General features: G+C 67.5%; 25 protein-coding genes. 12 read left to right on the top strand and 13 right to left on the bottom strand.

Going from position 1 to position 19956, the window contains the following annotated elements:
- Positions 1-5: 5 nt before the first annotated feature.
- Entirely contained in the window at positions 6-1559 is a 1554-nt protein-coding gene (locus ACYVG2_RS04115; RefSeq protein ID WP_460779803.1) for a carboxyl transferase domain-containing protein, read from the bottom strand.
- A 94-nt stretch (positions 1560-1653) separates the two neighbouring features.
- Here ACYVG2_RS04115 and ACYVG2_RS04110 point away from each other — a divergent pair, with 94 nt between their 5' ends.
- Positions 1654-2241 carry a TetR/AcrR family transcriptional regulator gene (locus ACYVG2_RS04110; protein WP_460779802.1) on the top strand — a complete coding sequence of 196 codons (588 nt, stop codon included), beginning with the start codon at positions 1654-1656 and terminating at the stop codon, positions 2239-2241.
- A gap of 62 nt (positions 2242-2303) precedes the next feature.
- Here the strand turns inward: ACYVG2_RS04110 and ACYVG2_RS04105 are convergent, their stop codons facing one another.
- From ACYVG2_RS04105 to pdhA, 3 genes are read right to left on the bottom strand one after another with little or no spacing between them, the layout of a single operon-like run.
- On the bottom strand, positions 2304-3659 hold the full coding sequence (locus tag ACYVG2_RS04105; protein WP_460779801.1) for a dihydrolipoamide acetyltransferase family protein: 1356 nt from the start codon (positions 3657-3659) through the stop codon (positions 2304-2306).
- A complete protein-coding gene (locus ACYVG2_RS04100) occupies positions 3656-4666 on the bottom strand; it encodes an alpha-ketoacid dehydrogenase subunit beta (protein WP_460779800.1) in 1011 nt (336 codons plus the stop codon). The genes ACYVG2_RS04105 and ACYVG2_RS04100 overlap by 4 nt, the downstream gene beginning before the upstream one ends.
- 1 nt (position 4667) lies before the next feature.
- Positions 4668-5780: a pyruvate dehydrogenase (acetyl-transferring) E1 component subunit alpha gene (pdhA, locus tag ACYVG2_RS04095; RefSeq protein WP_460779799.1), complete on the bottom strand. Its 1113-nt coding sequence runs from the start codon at positions 5778-5780 to the stop codon at positions 4668-4670.
- Positions 5781-5948: 168 nt separating this feature from the next.
- Between pdhA and ACYVG2_RS04090 the strand changes: the two genes are divergently transcribed.
- Positions 5949-6422 (top strand): Lrp/AsnC family transcriptional regulator, encoded by a 474-nt coding sequence (locus ACYVG2_RS04090; protein ID WP_448965480.1) that lies wholly within the window; start codon positions 5949-5951, stop codon positions 6420-6422.
- Here the strand turns inward: ACYVG2_RS04090 and ACYVG2_RS04085 are convergent.
- Positions 6394-7311, bottom strand: a complete 918-nt coding sequence (locus ACYVG2_RS04085; RefSeq protein WP_460779798.1) for an alpha/beta fold hydrolase — start codon at positions 7309-7311, stop codon at positions 6394-6396. The two genes, ACYVG2_RS04090 and ACYVG2_RS04085, sit on opposite strands and share 29 nt — an antisense overlap.
- Before the next feature lie 60 nt (positions 7312-7371).
- On the opposite strand from ACYVG2_RS04085, the gene ACYVG2_RS04080 reads away from it, so the two are divergent.
- Positions 7372-8097, top strand: a complete 726-nt coding sequence (locus ACYVG2_RS04080) for an exonuclease domain-containing protein (RefSeq protein WP_460779797.1) — start codon at positions 7372-7374, stop codon at positions 8095-8097.
- A gap of 42 nt (positions 8098-8139) precedes the next feature.
- Complete coding sequence (locus ACYVG2_RS04075; RefSeq protein ID WP_460779796.1) at positions 8140-8424, top strand: hypothetical protein; 285 nt, start codon at positions 8140-8142, stop codon at positions 8422-8424.
- A gap of 63 nt (positions 8425-8487) precedes the next feature.
- Here ACYVG2_RS04075 and ACYVG2_RS04070 read toward each other — a convergent pair whose 3' ends face one another.
- The 3 genes from ACYVG2_RS04070 to glgA form a co-directional block, all read right to left on the bottom strand.
- A complete protein-coding gene (locus ACYVG2_RS04070; protein WP_120776192.1) occupies positions 8488-8742 on the bottom strand; it encodes a type B 50S ribosomal protein L31 in 255 nt (84 codons plus the stop codon).
- A gap of 85 nt (positions 8743-8827) precedes the next feature.
- Positions 8828-9613, bottom strand: a complete 786-nt coding sequence (locus tag ACYVG2_RS04065) for an ABC transporter ATP-binding protein (protein WP_460779795.1) — start codon at positions 9611-9613, stop codon at positions 8828-8830.
- A gap of 17 nt (positions 9614-9630) precedes the next feature.
- Positions 9631-10815, bottom strand: a complete 1185-nt coding sequence (glgA, locus tag ACYVG2_RS04060; RefSeq protein ID WP_460779794.1) for a glycogen synthase — start codon at positions 10813-10815, stop codon at positions 9631-9633.
- A 46-nt stretch (positions 10816-10861) separates the two neighbouring features.
- On the opposite strand from glgA, the gene glgC reads away from it, so the two are divergent.
- The 3 genes from glgC (at position 10862) to ACYVG2_RS04045 (ending at position 13523) form a co-directional block, all read left to right on the top strand.
- On the top strand, positions 10862-12106 hold the full coding sequence (gene glgC, locus ACYVG2_RS04055) for a glucose-1-phosphate adenylyltransferase (protein ID WP_460779793.1): 1245 nt from the start codon (positions 10862-10864) through the stop codon (positions 12104-12106).
- A 20-nt stretch (positions 12107-12126) separates the two neighbouring features.
- Positions 12127-12762, top strand: a complete 636-nt coding sequence (serB, locus tag ACYVG2_RS04050; protein WP_460779792.1) for a phosphoserine phosphatase SerB — start codon at positions 12127-12129, stop codon at positions 12760-12762.
- 68 nt (positions 12763-12830) lie between these two features.
- Positions 12831-13523, top strand: coding sequence for an alpha/beta fold hydrolase (locus tag ACYVG2_RS04045; RefSeq protein ID WP_460779790.1), 693 nt, complete (start codon positions 12831-12833; stop codon positions 13521-13523).
- 63 nt (positions 13524-13586) lie between these two features.
- Here the strand turns inward: ACYVG2_RS04045 and ACYVG2_RS04040 are convergent, their stop codons facing one another.
- Positions 13587-14297, bottom strand: coding sequence for a beta-ketoacyl-ACP reductase (locus ACYVG2_RS04040; RefSeq protein ID WP_460779789.1), 711 nt, complete (start codon positions 14295-14297; stop codon positions 13587-13589).
- A 130-nt stretch (positions 14298-14427) separates the two neighbouring features.
- Between ACYVG2_RS04040 and ACYVG2_RS04035 the strand changes: the two genes are divergently transcribed.
- From ACYVG2_RS04035 to ACYVG2_RS04020, 4 genes are all read left to right on the top strand, one after another.
- Positions 14428-15036 carry a DUF4190 domain-containing protein gene (locus tag ACYVG2_RS04035; protein WP_460779788.1) on the top strand — a complete coding sequence of 203 codons (609 nt, stop codon included), beginning with the start codon at positions 14428-14430 and terminating at the stop codon, positions 15034-15036.
- A gap of 88 nt (positions 15037-15124) precedes the next feature.
- On the top strand, positions 15125-15550 hold the full coding sequence (locus tag ACYVG2_RS04030) for a DUF3099 domain-containing protein (protein ID WP_460779787.1): 426 nt from the start codon (positions 15125-15127) through the stop codon (positions 15548-15550).
- Positions 15547-15744: a hypothetical protein gene (locus tag ACYVG2_RS04025; protein ID WP_460779786.1), complete on the top strand. Its 198-nt coding sequence runs from the start codon at positions 15547-15549 to the stop codon at positions 15742-15744. Before ACYVG2_RS04030 ends, ACYVG2_RS04025 begins: the two co-directional genes overlap by 4 nt.
- Positions 15741-16565: an SURF1 family cytochrome oxidase biogenesis protein gene (locus ACYVG2_RS04020; RefSeq protein WP_460779785.1), complete on the top strand. Its 825-nt coding sequence runs from the start codon at positions 15741-15743 to the stop codon at positions 16563-16565. The genes ACYVG2_RS04025 and ACYVG2_RS04020 overlap by 4 nt, the downstream gene beginning before the upstream one ends.
- Positions 16566-16596: 31 nt before the next feature.
- Here ACYVG2_RS04020 and trmD read toward each other — a convergent pair whose 3' ends face one another.
- From trmD to rpsP, 4 genes are read right to left on the bottom strand one after another with little or no spacing between them, the layout of a single operon-like run.
- On the bottom strand, positions 16597-17283 hold the full coding sequence (trmD, locus tag ACYVG2_RS04015; protein WP_460779783.1) for a tRNA (guanosine(37)-N1)-methyltransferase TrmD: 687 nt from the start codon (positions 17281-17283) through the stop codon (positions 16597-16599).
- 20 nt (positions 17284-17303) lie between these two features.
- Positions 17304-17951 carry a ribosome maturation factor RimM gene (gene rimM, locus ACYVG2_RS04010; protein ID WP_448965465.1) on the bottom strand — a complete coding sequence of 216 codons (648 nt, stop codon included), beginning with the start codon at positions 17949-17951 and terminating at the stop codon, positions 17304-17306.
- Positions 17935-18165, bottom strand: a complete 231-nt coding sequence (locus tag ACYVG2_RS04005; protein WP_460779782.1) for an RNA-binding protein — start codon at positions 18163-18165, stop codon at positions 17935-17937. Before ACYVG2_RS04005 ends, rimM begins: the two co-directional genes overlap by 17 nt.
- Positions 18166-18170: 5 nt before the next feature.
- On the bottom strand, positions 18171-18602 hold the full coding sequence (gene rpsP, locus ACYVG2_RS04000) for a 30S ribosomal protein S16 (RefSeq protein WP_460779781.1): 432 nt from the start codon (positions 18600-18602) through the stop codon (positions 18171-18173).
- Between the two features lie 208 nt (positions 18603-18810).
- On the opposite strand from rpsP, the gene ACYVG2_RS03995 reads away from it, so the two are divergent.
- Positions 18811-19956, top strand: a complete 1146-nt coding sequence (locus ACYVG2_RS03995; protein WP_460779780.1) for a glutamate--cysteine ligase — start codon at positions 18811-18813, stop codon at positions 19954-19956.

Genomic DNA, 19956 nt, shown 5'->3' with positions numbered 1-19956 from the left:
CCTCATCACATCCTGAATACGCCGAAGCGCGGCTCTGGCAGCGGGCTGCGGGCGACGACATCGAGGGCGAGGCCGAGCAGATCGCGCGTCTCATCCGGATCCACGATCCCGTCGTCCCAGAGCCGCGCCGTGGCGTAGTAGGGCTCGCCCTGCGTCTCGTACTGCGCGCGGATCGGCGCCTCGAACGCGCTGCGCTCATCGGTGCTCCAGTTCTCACCGCGAGCCGTCAACTGGTCCTCCTTGACCGTGGCGAGCACCGAGGCCGCCTGGTTGCCGCCCATCACCGAGATGCGGCTGGCGGGCCAGGTCCACAGGAATCGCGGCGAGTACGCCCGTCCGCACATCGAGTAGTTGCCCGCGCCGAATGAGCCGCCGATGATGACCGTGAGCTTGGGCACCCGCGTGGTGGCGACCGCGGTGACCATCTTGGCGCCGTCCTTCGCGATGCCACCGGCCTCGGCGTCGGATCCGACCATGAATCCGGTGATGTTCTGCAGGAAGAGCAACGGGATGCCGCGCTGATCGCACAGTTCGATGAAATGCGCGCCCTTGAGCGCGGACTCGCTGAAGAGGACGCCGTTGTTCGCGACGATGCCGACCGGGTGGCCGTGCAGCCTTGCGAATCCGGTCACCAGCGTCGTGCCGTACTCGGATTTGAACTCGCGGAAGGAGTCGGCGTCGATCAGCCGGTCGATCACCTCGTGCACGTCGTACGCGGCGTTCACATCGACGGGGACCACGTCGTAGAGGCTGGACTGCTCTGCGGGCGGGCGCGATGCTGCCACCTCCCACTCGGGCGCGTGCGGGGACGGCAGCGTCGCGACGATGTCACGCAGGATCTCAAGAGCGTGCTCGTCGTTCTCGGCCAGATGATCCACGACGCCCGAGCGCCTGGCGTGCAATTCGCCTCCACCGAGGTCCTCGGCCGTGACGATCTCGCCGATGGCGGCCTTCACCAGGGGCGGTCCGCCGAGAAAGATCGTCCCTTGGCCACGGACGATCACGGTCTCGTCGCTCATCGCGGGCACGTAGGCGCCACCCGCCGTGCAGGATCCGAGCACCGCAGCGAGCTGCGGGATGCGCTCCGCGCTCATCCGGGCCTGATTGAAGAAGATCCGCCCGAAATGCTCGCGGTCGGGGAAGACCTCATCCTGCTTCGGCAGGAACGCTCCACCCGAGTCGACGAGGTAGATGCAGGGAAGCCGGTTCTCGAGCGCGATCTCCTGCGCGCGAAGGTGCTTCTTCACGGTCAGCGGCAGATAGCTTCCGCCCTTGACCGTGGCGTCGTTGCAGACGACCATGACATGCCGGCCGTGCACGAGACCGATGCCCGCGATCACGCCAGCGCCCGGCGCCTCTCCCCCGTACATGCCGTCTGCTGCGAGCGGCGACACCTCGAGGAACGGGCTGCCCTCATCCAGCAGCCTCGTGATCCTCTCCCTGGGCAGCAGCTTGCCACGGGCGACGTGACGGCTGCGGGACGCCTCGGATCCGCCCCTTGCGGCGGTCGCGAGACGCTCGCGCAGCTCAGTGGCCAGCATCTCCTGGGTGGCGGGCATCGCGGCATCCTCCTCGACTCGCGGTGGCATCGAACAACACTTTTCGGTTACTGTTCACTAACCAGTCAATTTAGGTTAGCGAGCATTAACTGAGATGGCAACCCCTCCGACCGCGCGTGATCGCGCCAAGGCCGAACGCGCGGACTCCCTGCTTCACGAGGCCGCACGTCTTTTCGCCGAGCGCGGCTATTCGGGTGTGAGCCTCGAGGACATCGGCGCGGCTGTGGGAGTGTCCGGCCCTGCCGTGTACCGTCACTTCGCGGGCAAGCAGGCGCTGCTGGGCGCCGTGCTCATCAAGGTCAGTGAAGATCTCGTCTCCGGTGGGAGCAGCGTCGCCGCGGCAGCGTCGGATGACGAGGGCAGGATGCTCGCCCTCATCGGCTTCCACGTCGACTTCGCGCTCACGCACGCCGATGTCATCCGCGTGCAGGATCGGGACCTCGCCCATCTGAGCGACGAGGACCGTGCCGAGGTGCGCCGACTGCAACGGATCTACATCGACCTGTGGATCTCCGCTCTCGTCCCGCTGCACGAGGCGCCGGCCGATGAACTGCGGCTGCGCGTGCAGGCGTGCTTCGGACTCATCAACTCCACCCCGCACAGCACGCGCAGCGCGACCCGCTCGAACAAGTCGACGGCGAAGATCCTCTCCGCGATGGCGCACGCCGCCGTGACCTCCTGAAGCGTCGGGACGCCCCGCAGGACTCGACCGCGCCCTCGCGCCGCCGAGCCCGACCTGCGTGGTCAACGCAGCAGCATCGCGCGTCCCGGCTCCTTGAGGATGTCGGCGACGTCCTTGACGAACCGTGCTCCTTCCGCGCCGTCGACGATCCGATGATCGAAGGAGAGGCTCAGGGTCATCACCTGCCGCAGAGCGATCTCGCCCTTGTACTCCCATGGCATGCGACGCACCGCCCCGACCGCGAGTATCCCGGATTGTCCAGGGGGAAGTATCGGCGTTCCCGCGTCGATCCCGAACACGCCGATGTTGGTGATCGAGAACGTCCCGCCCGCGAGTTCTGCCGGTGACGTGCGCCCCGAACGCGCCGTGTCCGTGAGCGCACGCAGGGCGTCGGCGAGCTGCGGCAGGGTCATCTGATCGGCATCGCGGATGTTCGGCACGATCAGACCGCGCTCGGTCGCCGCGGCGATGCCGAGGTCGACGTAGTGCGGTTGCACGATCTCGCCGGCCTGCTCGTCCCATCGCGAGTTGAGTCCCGGCGTGCGAGTGAGTGCGAGGCACACCGCCTTCGCCACGATCACGAGCGGACCGATGCGGTGCTCTGCGAGCGATCGGTCATCGCGCAGACTCGCGATCAGGTCCATCGTCGCCGTGACGTCGACGGTGTGGAAGGTGGTGACATGAGGGGCCGTGAAGGCGCTCTGGACCATCGCAGCCGCCGTGTGCTTGCGGACACCCCTGATCGGTATGCGCGTCTCGCGCTCGCCGGCGGACACAGCCGCTGCGGTGGCGGGCGTGCGGGGCGCTTCAGCCTCGACTCGTCCGCCGACCCGCTCCAGATACGCATCGATGTCGTCCCGCGTGATCACGCGGTCTCCGACCTCTGCGGCGACCAGGACGATGTCCACGCCCGATCGCTTGGCATAGGCGCGTACTGGGGGCGTGGAACGAGGCCGCTCCCCCACTCGCGTGGCAGCCGGCGACTCGGTCAGCACGTCGTGCGGCGCCGCTTCGAGCACCGCCGTGTCGGCCACGGCGTCGACGCGGCCGCTCCTGCGCGAGCGCCGAGCCGGGCGGCCGCCCTTGGCGGGAGCAGCCCCGTATCCGACGAGGTTGGGCGGCGTCTTCTCCTCTGCCGACGATGCGGCGTCCGTGTCACCCGCCTCGGGTGCGTCCGGTCCGGCGACGTCGAACGCGATCAGCGGCGCCCCGACGGCGACCGTCTCGCCCGCCTCGGCGTGCAGGGTCGATACGACACCCTCGAACGGCGACGGCAGCTCGACGACGGCCTTCGCCGTCTCGACTTCGGCGAGCGTCTGATTCAACGTCACCGTGTCGCCTGGTGCGACGAGCCACTGCACGACCTCCGCCTCGGCGAGACCCTCGCCGAGATCGGGAAGGTGGAACTCCTCGATCATGACTCGGCTCCTGTCAGGCTGTTGGGACGGTCGAGCACACGGTCCACCGCGTCGAGGATCCGGTCGAGGTCGGGAAGGTGGAACTTCTCGAGCTTCGCCGGCGGATAGGGCACATCGTGTCCTGTCACCCGCAGTGGCGGGGCCTCGAGGTACTCGAAGCACTGCTCCGTGATGCTCGCGATGACCTCCGCGGCGACACCTGCTTCGCGCGACGCCTCATGCGCGACGACGACCCGTCCCGTGCGGCGCACGGATGCCGAGACCGTGTCGTAGTCGACCGGCGAGATCGAGCGGAGATCGATGACCTCGAGAGACACCCCGTCGTCCTCTGCGGCGGACGCCGCATCCAACGCCGTCGACACCATCGCGCCGTACGTGATGATCGTGGCGTCCGACCCCTCGCGCAGTACCCGTGCGACACCCATCGGCGGCGCGTCGGCGAGTGAGGCCTGCAGGTCGACGTCGCCCTTGTGGTGGTACAGCCGCTTCGGCTCGAAGAAGATCACCGGATCGTCCGAGGCGATGGCCTGCTGCAGGCAACGGTAGGCGTCCTGCGGATTCGAGACCGTGATGACGCGGAGGCCCGCGGTGTGCACGAAGTACGCCTCCGGCGATTCGGAGTGATGCTCGGCCGCACCGATACCGCCCGCCCAGGGGATGCGGATCGTGATCGGCATCTTCACGCGTCCCTGTGTGCGATAGTGCAGTTTCGCCACCTGCGACACGATCTGATCGAAGGCCGGGTACACGAACCCGTCGAACTGGATCTCCACGACGGGCCGGTATCCGCGGTAGGCGAGGCCGACGGCCGCGCCGACGATCCCCGATTCCGCGAGCGGTGTGTCGATCACCCGCGTGGCGCCGAACTCGTTCAGCAGGCCGTCGGTGATGCGGAACACTCCGCCGAGCTTGCCGATGTCCTCGCCCATGAGCACGACCTTGTCGTCGTCACCCATCGCCTTGCGCAGCCCGGCGTTGAGGGCCTTGCCCAGAGTCATCTCCGTCATCTCAGGCCTCCTCGAACGATGAGACGTACGCGGAGTACTCGTCCCGCTGACGGTCGATCCCGCAGTGCGGCTCGGCGTAGACGTTGTCGAACACCGCGAGCGGCTCGCGCGTGACCATGCCCAGGCACGCAGCGCGCATCTCCCGCGCCATGCTGTCGGCATCGGCCTGCGCCGCGGCCACGTGGTCGTCGTCGAGTTCGCCGGAGGCACGCAGATGCGCCTCCAGCCGTGCGATCGGGTCACGCGTGCGCCATGCCTCGAGTTCGGCGGGGTCACGGTACCGGGTGGGATCGTCGGAGGTGGTGTGCGGGCCCATGCGGTAGGTCACGGCCTCGATGAAGGCCGGCCCCTTGCCCGCCCGTGCGTGCGCGAGCGCCCAGCGCATCGCAGCCATGCAGGCGAGCACGTCGTTTCCGTCGACACGGAGACTGGGGATGCCGAATCCGGGGGCGCGCCCGGCGATGGGATACTGCGACTGCAGCGCGACCGGCTCCGAGATCGCCCAGTGGTTGTTCTGGCACACGAACACGACGGGTGCCTGATACGACGCGGCGAACACCATCGCCTCGTTCACGTCGCCCTGGCTGGTGGCGCCGTCGCCGAAGTACGTGACGGCGACTTCCGGAGCCTTCTCGTGCTTGATGCCCATGGCGTAGCCGACCGCATGCAGCGTCTGCGCGCCGATGATGATCTGCAGCGGAGCGACGCGCATCGCTGCGGGGTCGAAGGGCGCCCCCTCCTCGCCGCGCCATACCCGCACGAAGTCGCCGGGCTGCGCGCCGCGCGCGTAGATGACGCCGGTCTCCCGATAGCTGGGGAAGACGAAGTCGATCGGGTCGAGTGCACGTGCGGTGCCGATCTGCGCGGCCTCTTGCCCGTTGCACGGAGCCCACAGGCCCAACTGGCCCTGACGCTGCAGTGCGACGCCCTCGGCATCGATGCGCCGCAGGATGATCATGTCGCGCAGCAGTGCGCGCAGCTGCGCGGCGTCGACGTCGGCGACGAAGGGGTCCAGATCGGGGTTCTTCTGACGGTTGCCGTCAGGCGCGAGGATTCTCTCGGAGAGCTCCAGGTCCTGCGTGGAGTCTGCTATCGGGGTGGTCTGCGGTGACATCATCGTCCTCCTGTCGTGTGCCTCCCTCGTGAGGAGCTGCACGCGTGCACCGACAACGTAATCGGATGCTTCGAGGGTACGTCCGGTGATCAGCACGCTCAAGCATTCGGAGATGGCTTGAGCATGTTGCCCAGTACGGAGGCATCGCCCCTGCTATGGTTTGGCACTATGCCCGCTCTCGATCGCGTCGACCTCGATCTGCTCGCCGTCCTCGCCGAAGACCCCCGTACGACCATCGTGTCGCTCGCCGAGACGCTCGGCCTGTCGCGCAACACGATCCAGGCGCGCATGGCGCGGCTCGAGCAGACAGGCGTCTTCCTGTCGTACGAGCGCTCGTTCTCACCGGAAGTCCTCGGCTTCCCTCTGCAGGCGTTCGTCAGCATCGGTCTGCGGCAGACGGAGCTCCCGCGGATCACCGCCGAGCTCGCACGCATCCCCGAGGTACTGCAAGTGCACGGTCTCAGCGGTTCCATCGATCTGCTGGCGCGGGTGGCCTGTCGCGACGCGCGTCACCTGTTCGACACGGATGCCAGGATCCTCTCGATCGAAGGCGTCGACCGCACCGAGACGTCGCTCGCGATGGGAGAGGTCATCCCCTACCGAGTGGCCGGACTCATCGGCCTCGCGCGACGGGAACCCTGAGGAACCGGCGGATCGCCCCGGCCGCTTCCGCAGGCGCCTCGTAGTGGATGAGATGGCCGACGTCGGCGATCTCCACGAGAGACGCATCGGGGAAGAGCGTGGCGAGGTGGCGTTCGGCCTCGATCGGCGTGATGTCGTCCTTCTGCGCAGCCACCATCAGCGTGGGCACGGCGATCCGAGGTGCGAACGCGCGGACATCGTGCGAGACGCTCGCCACGAATGCATCGCGCAGCACATCGCGATCAGCGAAGTCGGAGAAGTACGTGTCGTGCTGGTCGTGGATGAAACGGCGCAGCGCGCGGTCGTTCGTCTTCGCCATCGTGATGCTCATGACGCGGACGATCAGCCTGTTGCGCAGGAGCGCGGTGCCGATCCTCGACGGGAGCGCCGCACCGAGGTCGTAGTACCAGACGGCGAGTCGGGTCATAACGCCCTTGGGGCCTTCGAGTGCAGGTGCGCCGATCGGGTTGATCAGGATGAGCCGCGGCGTCTCGAGTCCGCCGGCGACTGCGGCTGAGGTCACGATCGAGCCGAAGGAATGCCCCAGGATGACGGCGCCGGGAGCGACGGCGTCGGCGAACTCCCGCAGCCAATCCGCGTACGCAGCGAGATCATGGGTGCGACCGGGCAGAGGAGGGGTCTCGCCGAAACCAGGCAGGTCGGGAGCGATCACCCTCACCTCTGGGAGATAGGCGAGCACGGGTTCCAGTCCATGATGCTCTCCGCGGAAGCCGTGCACGGCGATGACCGTGATCGGATCGCGTTCCGCACTCGGACCTGCCGAGGGCCCGTACACCCAGTACGCGGTGGTGCCGCCTGCCACGTCGACCTCGTGACGTTCGACCGGAAGGCGACTCAATCGCTCGGCGTAGGGCGAGGGAACGGGCATGCGACCAGTCTACGGGCGTGCCTGCAGCGCGTTGTCCGATCCCCTCCCTAGCGTGGGGTCATGGCAATCGATCTCGAACTCCCCGGCTGGCTCAGCCGCATCGGCGTCTTCGATCTTGAGACCACCGGTGTCGATGTCACGTCCGACAGGATCGTCACCGCGCACGTGGGCGTGCTCGATGCGAAGGGACGTGAGATCGCCGCGCGTTCGTGGCTGGCCGATCCCGGCATCCCGATTCCGGAAGGCGCGGCAGCCGTGCACGGGATCAGCACCGAACAGGCGCGCGCTCAGGGGCGGCCCGCTCATGAGGTGGTCGCCGAGATCACGTCGTCGCTGCGCGCGCTCTTCGCCCAGGGAATGCCGGTGGTGGCGTACAACGCGTCGTACGACTTCTCGCTGCTCACTCACGAATGCCTGCGGCACGGCATCGCCCCGCTCGACTCCCCCGGTCCCATCATCGATCCTCATGTCATCGACAAGGCCGTCGATCGCTATCGCAAGGGCAAGCGCACCCTCGAGGTCGTCGCAGAGCACTACGCCGTGCAGCTCGACGGGGCGCACGAGGCGGCAGCGGATGCGATCGCCGCCGGCCGCGTCGCGCAGGCGATCGCGCGCAGCTTCCCGCTCGCGACCTCGGCGCAGGAGCTGCACACGCAGCAGATCGGATGGGCACGCACGCAGGCCGAGAGCCTGACCGAGTACTTCATCCGGATAGGCCGACTCGATGCCGAGGACGCTCTCGACGGCAGCTGGCCGGTACGGCAGGCGGATGCGGCGTCCCTCTGAAGACGGATGCCGTCTCCTCGTCCCCTTCTCTAGGCTGGGGGCATGAGCGACGTGTGGGGTTGGCTGACGATCGGGGCGGTGCTCGCGACGATCCCGGTCCTGATCATCGTCAGTGCGCGCCATGTGTTCTCACGCAGGAGCGTCGAGGAGAAGTACCGCGGCATGGCGGGCGGCGGACTCGTCGGCGTCTTCGACGCCGTCTGGTCGCCCACCGCGCACGAAGCGGCCGATGAACGCGGTCGTCAGCACCGCGCATCCGCCCCCGCGCCGACGCCCGACGGAGGCCGGATGGACGTCGACGGCCGCATCGTCATAGAGGTCGACTGACCTCGAGACCCACCGAAAACGAGAAAGGCCCCGCCGAAGCGGGGCCTTTCTCGTGCGCGGCGGTTACTTGCTGCCGCCGAAGCCCTTGAAGCGCTGGTTGAACTTCTCGACACGACCGGCCGAGTCCATGATGCGCTGCTTGCCCGTGTAGAACGGGTGCGAGGCCGAGGAGATCTCGACGTCGATGACGGGGTACTCCACGCCGTCCAGCTCGATCTTCTTGTCGCTGGAGACGGTGGAGCGGGTGAGGAACGTCTCGCCCGAGCCGAGGTCGCGGAACACGACGGCCTGGTAGTCGGGGTGAATGTCAGTCTTCATTGCTGATTCCTTGGCTTGCGGATACGAATGGGAAGAAAGTCGGAGGGTGCATATGCACCAAGGGTCGAGTCTAGCAGATCGATGCTCAGGACATGGCGCGCGCCGCGTACCTGCCGTCTTCCGCGCTGAGGACGATCGGCATGCCGAAGGCCTCGGTGAGAGCCTCAGCCGTCAGCGTCTCGGCGATGGGACCGGCAGCCGTGACGCGGCCGTCGCGGATCAGGAGCACGTGGGTGAATCCCACCGGAATCTCTTCGACGTGGTGGGTGACCATGACCATCGCGGGGGTCGTGGGTGATGACGCGTAGCCGCTCAGAAGGCCCAGCAGCTCCTCGCGGGCGCCGAGATCGAGCGACGCGGTCGGCTCGTCGAGCAGCAGCAGCTCCGGATCGGTCATGACGGCACGGGCGATCTGCACGCGCTTCTGCTCTCCGTCGCTGAGGGTGCCGAATGTGCGATCGGCGAGGTGATCGAGCTTCCACTCCCCCAGCACGCGCAGGGCGCGGCGCTCGTCGATGTTCTCGTACTGCTCGTTCCAACGTCCGGTCACGGAGTACGCGGCAGTGAGCACCACGTTGAGCACGCTCTCGTCCCGTGGGATGCGCTTCGCCATCGCCGAGGAGGCGAAGCCGATCCGCGGGCGCAGCTCGAACACGTCTGTGCGACCGAGTGTCTCCCCCAGGATCGTCACTGCACCGGCCGACGGGTGCATCAGCGTGTCCGCCAGTTGCAGGAGCGTGGTCTTGCCTGCGCCGTTCGGCCCGAGCACCACCCATCGTTGGTCGTCTGCGACCTGCCAGGTCACATGATCGACGATGTTGCGCCCGTCACGGCGCACGACGACATCGGTGAAATCAAGAGCGCTCGGCATGCTTCCAGCCTATCGGCTCAATTCGTGAGGTCTGCGTAGAGCGCCCGCGTGGTGTCGGCAATCGCGGCCCAGCTGAACTCGCGCGCCGCACGCTCCCTTCCGGCTTCTCCGTATCCCGCCGCACGCTCCGGATCCATGGCGACCTCGGTGAGGATGCGCGCGAGATCGGCGACGTAGCGGTCGGGGTCGACCGGGGTGCCCGTCCCGTCCGTCAGCTGCTCGATCGGCACGAGGCGTCCGGTCACTCCGTCGTCCACGACCTCGGGAATCCCGCCTGTCGCCGTGCCCACCACGGCGGCGCCGCATGCCATCGCCTCGAGGTTCACGATCCCGAGCGGTTCGTAGACGGACGGGCACACGAACGTCGTCGCCGCGGTGAGGATCGCCGAGAGCTCGCCTCGCGGCAGCATCCGTTCGATCCAGATGACGCCCTCGCGCGTCTGCTGCAGCCGGCGCACGCCCTCCTGCACCTCGGCCATGATCTCGGGGGTGTCAGGTGCGCCGGCGCACAGCACCAGCTGGACCTCCGGCGGGAGCTCCGCTGCGGCGCGCAGCAGGTACGGCAACCCCTTCTGCCGGGTGATCCGACCGACGAACACCACAGAAGGACGATCCGGATCCATACCGATGCCCGCGAGGAAGGCGGCGTCCGTGATGGGACGCCATTGCTCGACATCGATGCCGTTGTGGATCACCCTCACCCGCGCAGGGTCCACAGCGGGGTAACTGCGCAGGATGTCCGCCCGCATCCCGCCGGAGACCGCGACGATCGCCGCGGCGTTCTCGTAGGCGAGCTTCTCGATCCCGCTCGAGACGGCATAGCCGCCGCCGAGCTGCTCGGCCTTCCACGGACGCAGCGGCTCAAGGCTGTGCGCCGTGAGGACGTGCGGGATGCCGTGCAGCTGCGAGGCGATGTGTCCGGCGAAATTCGCGTACCAGGTGTGACTGTGCACCACGTCCGCGCCGGCGATGTCGCCGACCATCGTGAGGTCGGTCCCGAGCGTCTGCACAGCGGCGTTGGCATCGATCAGCTCCGCCGGTGTCCGATAGGCCTTCGTGCCGCCCTCTTCGCGGTCGGAACCGAACGCGCGCACCTGCACGTCGATCGACCGGCGCAGCGCTGAGACGAGTTCTGCGACGTGCACACCGGCCCCGCCGTAGATCTCCGGCGGGTATTCCTTCGTGATCATGTCGACGCGCATGTCTGAACGCTAGTACAGCGGAGCATTCGGGATCTATGGTGGAGCCATGGCGGTCCCCAAGAAGGTTTTCGGCATCATCCTCGCCGGCGGCGAGGGCAAGCGTCTCATGCCTCTGACGGCCGACCGAGCGAAACCGGCGGTGCCCTTCGGCGGGCAGTACCGATTGATCGACTTCGCGATCTCGAACCTCATCAACTCGGGCCTGCGCCAGGTCGTCGTGCTGACGCAGTACAAATCCCACAGCCTCGACCGCCACATCTCGCAGACGTGGCGGATGTCGGCACTGCTCGACTCGTACGTCACGTCGGTGCCGGCGCAGCAGCGGCTCGGAAAGCGCTGGTTCTCCGGCTCCGCGGACGCCATCCTGCAGAGCCTCAACCTCATCAACGACGAGAAGCCGGACATCGTGGTGGTGATCGGCGCCGACCACGTGTACCGGATGGACTTCCGTCAGATGGTCAAGGCGCACATCGCCTCGGGCGCGAAGGCCACGGTCGCCGGCATCCGTCAGCCGCTCGCGATGGCGAATCAGTTCGGCGTGATCGATGCGGATCCCGACGGCTCCGGCCGCATCCGTGCGTTCCTGGAGAAGCCGACCGAGATCGAGGGGCTCGTCGATTCGCCGCACGAGGTGCTCGCGTCGATGGGCAATTACATCTTCGACACCGATGCGCTCGTCGAGGCCGTCGAATCCGACGGCGAGCTGCCGACCTCGGCGCACGACATGGGCGGAGACATCATTCCCTACTTCGTCGAACGCGGCGAAGCCGGGTACTACGACATGAAGCAGAACGACGTGCCAGGGTCGTCACCGCGCGATCGTGCGTACTGGCGCGACGTGGGGACGATCGACTCGTTCTTCGATGCGCACATGGATCTCATCTCCACACTGCCCGTGTTCAACCTGTACAACACGCTATGGCCGATCCGCACGCAGAGCGTGAACGCACCGCCGGCGAAGTTCGTCCGGGATGCGGTCGGCCGCATCGGCAACGCGATCGACTCGATCGTCTCACTCGGTTCGGTGCTGTCTGGCACGCATCTGGAACGCAGCGTGGTCGGTCCTGGCACTCTCGCCGGCGGTGGTTCGACCATCACCGACTCGGTCCTCTTCGACCATGTCCACGTCGGGCAGGGTGCTCGGATCCACCGCGCCGTGCTCGACAAGAACGTCGTCCTGCTCGACGGTGCCACCGTCGGCGTCGATCGCGAGCGCGATCTCGAGCGCGGGTTCACCGTCACCGATTCCGGCATCACGGTGGTCGGCAAGGGCGTGCAGATCGAACGCTGACGCGCGCTACGCTCGAGCGTGTGACCACAGCGCGTTTCCTCGTCGTCCTCGATGCCGATTCCACCCTGATCCGCAACGAGGTGATCGAGCTTCTCGCCGACGAGGCCGGCCGACGTGAGGAAGTACAGCGTGCGACGGAGGCCGCCATGCGCGGAGAGGTCGACTTCGCCGCGAGCCTGCGCTCGCGCGTCAGAGAGCTCACCGGAGTTCCGACGACCGCGTTCGCCAGGGTTCGCGCGCGTGTCGAGCCGACCCAGGGCGTCCGCGAGTTGACCGCGGCGGTGCACGAACGCGGCGGGGTCGTCGGGGTGGTCTCCGGTGGCTTCCACGAGATCCTCGATCACATCGCGCCCGAACTCGGGGTCGATCGGTGGCGCGCGAACCGCCTCGACGTCGCCGATGGCCTCCTGACGGGATTCGTCGACGGCGAGATCGTGGATGCCGAGGCCAAGGCGCATGCGCTCACCGAGTGGGCCGCCGAGCTCGACGTGCCCCTGCACGCCACCGTCGCGATCGGCGACGGTGCGAACGACCTGAAGATGATGTCCGTCGCCGGCCTCGGCCTTGCGTTCAACGCGAAGCCCGCGGTGCGGGAGGCCGCGAGTCTGGTCATCGGTCCGCACGATCTCAGCGCCGTCGTCGCGCTGCTGCCCTGACCGCCGCCGCGTAGCGCGACAACTGCGCACCTGTGGCGGATGTCCGTGCCCGCGCGTAGCGTCACCGTATGGACATCATCCTCATACCCGGCCTCTGGCTCGACGCGTCCTCGTGGGATGACGTGGTTCCTCCTCTCGAAGAAGCCGGCCATCGCGTTCGCGCCCTCACTCTGCCCGGCGTCGGCGCGTCCGCCGACTCATCGGCCGACGTGGGGATCGACGATTGGGTGCGCGCGGTCGTCGCGCAGATCGACGCGAGTGACGAACCGGTCGTGCTCGTCGGGCACAGCGGCGGCGGCAACGTCGCGTGGGGCGCGGCGGATGCGCGCCCTGATCGGATCGCCCGCGTGATCTTCGTCGACACTGTGCCTCCACCGCCCGACTCGGCGATCTCCGAGTTCCCCGTGGTGGACGGCGTCATCCCGTTCCCCGGGTGGGATTTCTTCCCCGATGAGGATGTGTACGACATCGACGACGCGACTCGCGCGCGCACGCTGCCGCTGACGAGGTCCGTGCCCGCTCGCGTCCCCACCGACCCTCTCATGCTCTCCGGTGACCGTCACCGCATCCCCGTCACGATGCTGATGGGGTCGATCGACCAGAACGAGCTCGAGGCGCAGCTCGATCAGTGGGGTCCGTACGCGGACGAGTACCGCGCACTCGGAGATGTGACCGTGACCAGGATCGGCTCGGGGCATTGGCCGCAGTTCACGCGGCCCGCGCACCTCGCCGAACTGATCAGCGCCGCGTCATCGCAGTGATCGCCGCTGTGAAGTCACGTTGATCGCCGCTGTGAGGTCGCGGCGACCGCCCAGTGCGGTCGCTCAGTGCCCCATTCCGAGGCCGCCGTCGACGGGGATGACAGCGCCGGAGATGTAGGCGGCGTCGTCGCCGGCCAGCCAGGTGACGACGCCGGCCACTTCATCGGGCGTTGCGAAGCGGCCAGCCGGAATGCTCGCCTTGTACTGCTTCTGCGTGTCTTCGGGGAGCTCGGCTGTCATGTCGGTCTCGATGAATCCCGGCGCGACGACGTTGGCGGTGATCCCGCGCCCGCCGAGTTCGCGCGTCAATGATCGGGCGAAGCCGACCAGACCGCTCTTCGATGCGGAGTAGTTCACCTGCCCTGCCGACCCATAGAGGCCGACGACGCTCGAGATCAGGATGACGCGGCCGAAGCGTGCCCGCAGCATGCCCTTCGAGGCGCGCTTGACGACGCGGAAGGCTCCTCCGAGATTCGTCGAGACGACGCTGTCGAAGTCGTCTTCGCTCATCCGCATGAGAAGCGTGTCTTTGGTGATGCCGGCGTTGGCCACCACGATCTCGACAGGACCGAGCTTCTCCTCGACCTCGCTGAACGCGGCGTCGATGGATGCAGCGTCGGTCACGTCTGCGCGAACGGTGAGAGCGCCCTCCGGACCTTCACCGCTGCGCGCGGTGACGGCGACACGGTAGCCGTCGCGGACGAACCGCTCCGCGATCGAACGGCCGATGCCGCGATTGCCTCCTGTGACGAGGACGACTCGTTCTGAACTCATGATCTCTCACTCCCACTGGCGCTCGGTCGGCCCGAGCCATCCTATCGGGGCCGCAGCATCCGATTCCGGCGACGCCGGATTGACACCGTCCGGCGTGGCTGGAACTGTGGTGAAGACGAAAGGCGGCGCGATGAGCGACGACAGCAGCACGACACCTCCGGCCGGTCACGCGATCCCCGGTCCTTCCGCCTACGGTCAGCCTCAGCAGTATCCCGGGGCGCCCGCTCAGCCGTACTCAGGGTCGCAGGGGCATCCGGTCGCGCCGGCCCACAGCGTGCAACCGCAACCGGCTGCCCCCTACGGAGCCGCACAACAGCAGCCCTACGCGGCGCAGCAGCAGGCATACGCGGCCCAGCAGCAGCCCTACGCGGCCCAGCAGCAGCCCTACGCGGCGCAGCAGCCCCACCCGTACGCACAGTCGTACGCACCAGCGCAGCCGTACGCCGCTCCCCTGCCGACCAGCGGGCTCGCCGTCGCGTCGCTCATCACCGGGATCGCCGGAATCGTGCTGAGCTTCGCCGTCTTCCCACTGCTGGCCTCGCTGGCTGCGATCATCACCGGTCACATGGCGCTGAAGCAGACGCGTCCGGGTTCGGCGCTCGGCGGTCGGGGGATGGCGATCGCAGGGCTCATCCTCGGCTACGTCGGCCTGGCGATCCTCGCGCTCGTCGTCGTCGTGTCGGTCTTCTCGTTCCTGTTCATCGGGTCGATCGGGTTCCTTCCGTTCCTCCTCGCCTGACGCGATCACCGGCGCATCGCGGCGTTCCGGCACCCCGCACGCGGCGTAGGCTTGTACCACTGTGAATCGCTCTCGTCATGCTCCCGCCGTGACCTCCCTGCCGCAGGCGCCGCAGGATGAGGCGACGGGCCGTGTGCGTCGATACGTGCTCACCATGGTGATCCGGATGGTCTGTTTCGGGCTCACGATCTTCGTGACGCCGTACGGCTGGTACACCTGGGTGTTCGCGATCGCCACCGCAGTGCTCCCCTACATCGCGGTCGTCTTCGCCAACGCGATCAGCCCGACCGCCACGCCCGGCGCCGAGTCGCCGACGCAGCAGCTGTCCGCTCCGGTCCGTACCGCGGAGCAGGTCGACGACACCTCTGATCAGAGCACGATCACGATCCATGAGAATCGACGCAGCCCGAGCACGCCGACGCCGGGCGCTTCGCCGGAAGGCCCCGCCCCGGACGACGACAGCACCGAGCACGCGCACGAACGCGACGAGCGCAACGAGGACGGCAAGGCGTGACAGAGGAACTCGAATGCGCGCGAGCCGGTTGCCGCGCGCGGGCGACCCGGCAGGTCGTCTGGCGCAATCCGCGTATCCACGCCCCTGACCGCGAGAAGATCTGGCTCGCGTGCGACGAGCACTTCGCATTCCTGCACGACTACCTCGCGGCCCGCGACTTCCCGGTGACCGTGCGCGACGGGCTGCCCGCATGAACAACCGTCTGGTTCGCTGGGGCGTGTACGTGCTCATCGCCATCGCCTTCGCCGTGGCCTGCGCGTTCCTCGCCGACTGGCAGTTCGACCGCAACGAGAGCAAGTCGGAGCAGCTCGCGCTCGTGGCGCAGAACTACGATGCGCAGCCGATCCCCCTGTCAGAGGCGTTCGCCGCGGACGGCGCGCTCGATCCGCAGGACGAGTGGCACCCCGTCCTGCTGCAGGGCGAGTACCTCTCCGACGAGCAGGTGCTCGTGCGCAATCGCCCGCACGGCGGGACGAGCGCCTTCGAAGTGCTCGTCCCCTTCCAGGATGTGGACGGGCGCGTGTTCATCGTCAACCGCGGGTGGGTGCCTCCCGGCGAAGAGGCGACCCCGGACGCCGTCCCTGCCGCACCGACGGGCACCGTCGAGGTCATCGTGCGACTGCGACCGGGCGAGCCGCTGCCGGCGTCAGGTCGCAGCGCCCCTGAGGGCCAGGTGCCGACGATCCATCTGCCGAGCATCGCCGCGACCTCGTCGGGCGAGGTCATCACGAGCGCATACGGTCTGCTGGTGAGCGAGGACCCCGCACCCGAGACGCCGCTCGGCGCGTTCGACTCGCCCACGGAGGACCCAGGACCCCATCTGTCATACGCGATCCAGTGGATCCTTTTCGCGCTGATGGGCTTCATCTTCATCGGGTACATGATCCGCACCGAGATCCAGAAGCATCGCGAAGAGGTCGAGGGCCGCCCGGCCCCCGCGAAGCAACGCCGTCGACGCGATCACGATGCGGAGACGGAAGACGAGCTGCTCGACGACATCGACGCCCGCGTCTGATCCGCCGGCTGCACGATCAACCGGAGAGTCGTCAGTCGCTCAGCAGGTCGGGGCGACGGCTCCGGGTGCGCGCGATCTGCTGGTCGTGACGCCACGCTTCGATCACCGCGTGATTTCCGCTGAGCAGCACGTCCGGCACAGCACGGTCACGCCATATCGACGGTTTCGTGTATGACGGGTACTCCAGCAGTCCGTCCTCGTGCGATTCCTCGACCAGACTTTCAGGGTTGCCGACGACGCCGGGTATCAGGCGACCGACAGCCTCGATCATCGCCATCGCTGCCACCTCTCCCCCGTTGAGCACGTAGTCGCCGAGGCTGACAAGACGCACCTCGCCGAGCGACGCGGCGTACTCGAACACGCGCTCGTCGATGCCTTCATAGCGTCCGCACCCGATGATCAGGTGCGTGCGCTCGGAGAACTCGCGCGCCGTCGTCTGGTGGAACACCTCGCCGGCAGGAGACGGGAAGATGATGGTCGGACGGTCGGAGTCCGCGGAGAGCTCGTCGAGCGCGAGCGCCCACGGCTCCGGCTTCATGACCATGCCCGCGCCGCCACCGTACGGCGTGTCATCGACCGTGCGATGACGATCGCTCGTCCAGTCGCGGAGATCATGGATGCGCAGATCGAGAATGCCGCTCTGGCGCGCCTTGCCGACCAGCGACAGCGTCAGCCCGTCGAAGTACGAGGGGAAGATGGAGACGACGTCTATCCGCATGCGTTGATCGTAGCGATCGATCAGTCGACCGCTGCGTCGCCCTCAGGGGCGGATGCCGGGCTCTCTCCGCCGTCGGCGGCAGCACCGGCGTCCGGGAGTTCTTCGAACAGCCCGGCCGGCGGAGTGACGATCACGCGACCTCCGGCCACGTCGACGGCAGGGACGATGGCCTTGACGAACGGGACCATGACGTCGCCGTCCGCACCGGCACCCGTGGGGCGCACGATCAGAAGATCCTGCGCCGGCATGTGCTCGACGCGAGAGACCTTGCCGATGACCTCGTCATCACGGACCACGTCGAGACCGACCAGCTGATGGTCGTACCAGGCGTCGTCCTCGACTTCGTCGACATCCTGGTCGATCCACAGGATGGCGCGTACGAGACCCTCTGCCGCTTCACGGTCGTCGATGTCCTCGAAGAACACGACAGGGTTGCCGTTCATGACCCGGTACTCGCGCACCGTCACGCTCTTGCCGTGCCACGGAGATGCCTCAGGCACCTGCAACGTGAACTCGGCTCCCGTCACGAAACGACGTTCGGGATTGTCGGTGTACAGCTCGAGCTTGAGCGCGCCCTTGAGGCCATGGGCCTTGACGAGGCGCCCTACGCGCAGCTGGTTCTTGCCCTGGTTACGGTCTTTCGACACCACGTCAGTCGTCCGCGACATCGACGCGAACGCGACGCCCGTCCGCCAGAGCGGTGATGAGCGTGCGCAGTGCCTTCGCGGTGCGGCCGCCGCGCCCGATCACGCGCCCCCGGTCGTCGGGGTGCACGCGCACCTCGAGCAGGTCGCCTCTCGGCGACGTGGAGGCGTTGATCTGCACATCGTCACGGTGATCGACGATCCCCTTGACGATGTGTTCGAGCGCGGCGGCGAGCACGGCGATTACTCGACGTCTGCTGCGGGGGCCTCAGCGGCCTCCGCGTCGGCAGCGGCCGGAGCCTCCTCAGCGGGAGCCTCCTTCTTCTCCGCCTTCGGCTTGACGACGGACTTCTTGGAACCGTCGATCTCGAACGGCTCCTTGGGCGCCTTGACCTGAACGGTCGAGACGGCGTCCTTGTCGCCCTTGAACTTGCCCCAGTCGCCCGTGAGCTTGAGGATGGCGGTGACCTGCTCGGACGGCTGCGCGCCGACCGAGAGCCAGTACTGCGCACGCTCGGAGTCGACCTCGATGAACGAGGGCTGCTCGGTGGGGTGGTACTTGCCGATCTCCTCGATCACTCGACCGTCGCGCTTGGTGCGCGAGTCGGCGACGACGATGCGGTAGTAAGGCGCGCGGATCTTGCCCATGCGCTTGAGACGAATCTTGACAGCCACGATTCTCCTGAATTGTGTGGAAGGAAACGAACCGGTCGCCTGGAGAGTGGGGTGCACACCCGGCGGAAGCTCAAATGAGTGGACGCGTTCTGGATAGAGGGTCGAGTACGTCGTCCGACCTTCTATTCTGCCAGATTCGGAGGCGAGTCGCGAAACGGGGCGACACGCGCTCATCCGTGTCGTGCCGGGTGCGTGTCAGACTGTGCACGTGACGCAAGAATTCACTGATTCCCCCCGGTCCACAGTGGGACTGGAATGGGAGATCATGCTCGCCGATCCGGAGACGGGCGACCTCGTCGGACGCGCCCCAGAACTGTTGGATGCTCTCGAGGACGAAAGCGCGCCCGAGCGCCACACCGTCACGGGCGAGCTGCTCACGAACACCATCGAGGTCACGAGCGGGATCGGCGAATCCGTGGCCCACGCCATCGGCGACATCGCCAACGCGATCGCCGCGGTGCGTGCGGCCACCGATCCCGCCGGGATAGAGCTGCTGTCCGCCGGCAGTCATCCCTTCGCCCAATGGTTCGATCAGCAGGTCACCGACAAGACCCGCTATCACCACCTCATCGAACGGACGCAGTGGTGGGGCCGCAACATGATGATCTGGGGCATCCACGTGCACGTCGGCGTCGAGGACCGCGACAAGGTCTTCCCCATCATCAACACCCTGACCGCCTATCTGCCGCATCTGCAGTCGCTCTCCGCATCGAGTCCGTTCTGGGCGGGCGAGCGCACCGGCTACGCATCCAACAGAGCCCTGGTGTTCCAGCAGCTGCCGACAGCCGGGCTGCCGTGGGCCCTGCACTCGTGGGCGGAGTTCGAGCACTACCTCGAGGACATGGTCCGCACCGGCGTGATGGCCGACGCCACCGAGGTGCGCTGGGACATCCGGCCGGCTCCGCGCTGGGGCACGATCGAGGTGCGCGCGTGCGACGGGCTCTCGACGCTGTCGGAGCTCGCCTCTGTCGCCGCTCTCGTCCAGGTGCTGGTCGAGCACCTCTCACGCAGACTGGATGCCGGCGAGACGCTGCCCATGATGCCGCCATGGTTCCACCGCGAGAACAAGTGGCGCGCGGCGCGGTACGGCCTGGACGCGAAGGTGATCGTGGACGCCGCCGGCACGCAGCGGCAGGTTCGTGAGCACCTCGCCGAGACAGTGGCGGAACTCGCGCCGATCGCGGTCGATCTGGGCTGCGAGAGCGAGTTCGACGGGATCAGCACGATCCTGGACGGCGGCGCGAGCTATGAACGCCAGTTGGCTGTCGCCGAGGCCACCGACGCAGACCTCCCGGCGGTCGTGCAACATCTCATCCGCGAGTTCCGCTCCGGTCCTGGCGCGCCGGTGATCTGA

The sequence above is a fragment of the Microbacterium shaanxiense genome, from assembly GCF_054779995.1.
The sequence above is the reverse complement of the archived record's forward strand: the minus strand, read 5'-3'. Positions and strand labels throughout refer to the sequence as shown.

Bases quoted from the DNA above. Each gene is read 5' to 3' on its own strand.
- glgC (WP_460779793.1), top strand. From the start codon at position 10,862: ATGGCGGTCCCCAAGAAGGTTTTCGGCATCATCCTCGCCGGCGGCGAG.
- ACYVG2_RS04085 (WP_460779798.1), bottom strand. From the start codon at position 7,311: ATGCCCGTTCCCTCGCCCTACGCCGAGCGATTGAGTCGCCTTCCGGTC.
- ACYVG2_RS04080 (WP_460779797.1), top strand. From the start codon at position 7,372: ATGGCAATCGATCTCGAACTCCCCGGCTGGCTCAGCCGCATCGGCGTC.
- pdhA (WP_460779799.1), bottom strand. From the start codon at position 5,780: ATGTCACCGCAGACCACCCCGATAGCAGACTCCACGCAGGACCTGGAG.
- ACYVG2_RS04090 (WP_448965480.1), top strand. From the start codon at position 5,949: ATGCCCGCTCTCGATCGCGTCGACCTCGATCTGCTCGCCGTCCTCGCC.
- rimM (WP_448965465.1), bottom strand. From the start codon at position 17,951: ATGTCGCGGACGACTGACGTGGTGTCGAAAGACCGTAACCAGGGCAAG.
- ACYVG2_RS04075 (WP_460779796.1), top strand. From the start codon at position 8,140: ATGAGCGACGTGTGGGGTTGGCTGACGATCGGGGCGGTGCTCGCGACG.
- ACYVG2_RS04115 (WP_460779803.1), bottom strand. From the start codon at position 1,559: ATGCCCGCCACCCAGGAGATGCTGGCCACTGAGCTGCGCGAGCGTCTC.
- ACYVG2_RS04105 (WP_460779801.1), bottom strand. From the start codon at position 3,659: ATGATCGAGGAGTTCCACCTTCCCGATCTCGGCGAGGGTCTCGCCGAG.
- ACYVG2_RS04035 (WP_460779788.1), top strand. From the start codon at position 14,428: ATGAGCGACGACAGCAGCACGACACCTCCGGCCGGTCACGCGATCCCC.
- trmD (WP_460779783.1), bottom strand. From the start codon at position 17,283: ATGCGGATAGACGTCGTCTCCATCTTCCCCTCGTACTTCGACGGGCTG.
- ACYVG2_RS04040 (WP_460779789.1), bottom strand. From the start codon at position 14,297: ATGAGTTCAGAACGAGTCGTCCTCGTCACAGGAGGCAATCGCGGCATC.
- ACYVG2_RS04020 (WP_460779785.1), top strand. From the start codon at position 15,741: ATGAACAACCGTCTGGTTCGCTGGGGCGTGTACGTGCTCATCGCCATC.
- ACYVG2_RS04045 (WP_460779790.1), top strand. From the start codon at position 12,831: ATGGACATCATCCTCATACCCGGCCTCTGGCTCGACGCGTCCTCGTGG.
- ACYVG2_RS04100 (WP_460779800.1), bottom strand. From the start codon at position 4,666: ATGACGGAGATGACTCTGGGCAAGGCCCTCAACGCCGGGCTGCGCAAG.
- ACYVG2_RS04110 (WP_460779802.1), top strand. From the start codon at position 1,654: ATGGCAACCCCTCCGACCGCGCGTGATCGCGCCAAGGCCGAACGCGCG.
- ACYVG2_RS04070 (WP_120776192.1), bottom strand. From the start codon at position 8,742: ATGAAGACTGACATTCACCCCGACTACCAGGCCGTCGTGTTCCGCGAC.
- ACYVG2_RS04065 (WP_460779795.1), bottom strand. From the start codon at position 9,613: ATGCCGAGCGCTCTTGATTTCACCGATGTCGTCGTGCGCCGTGACGGG.
- glgA (WP_460779794.1), bottom strand. From the start codon at position 10,815: ATGCGCGTCGACATGATCACGAAGGAATACCCGCCGGAGATCTACGGC.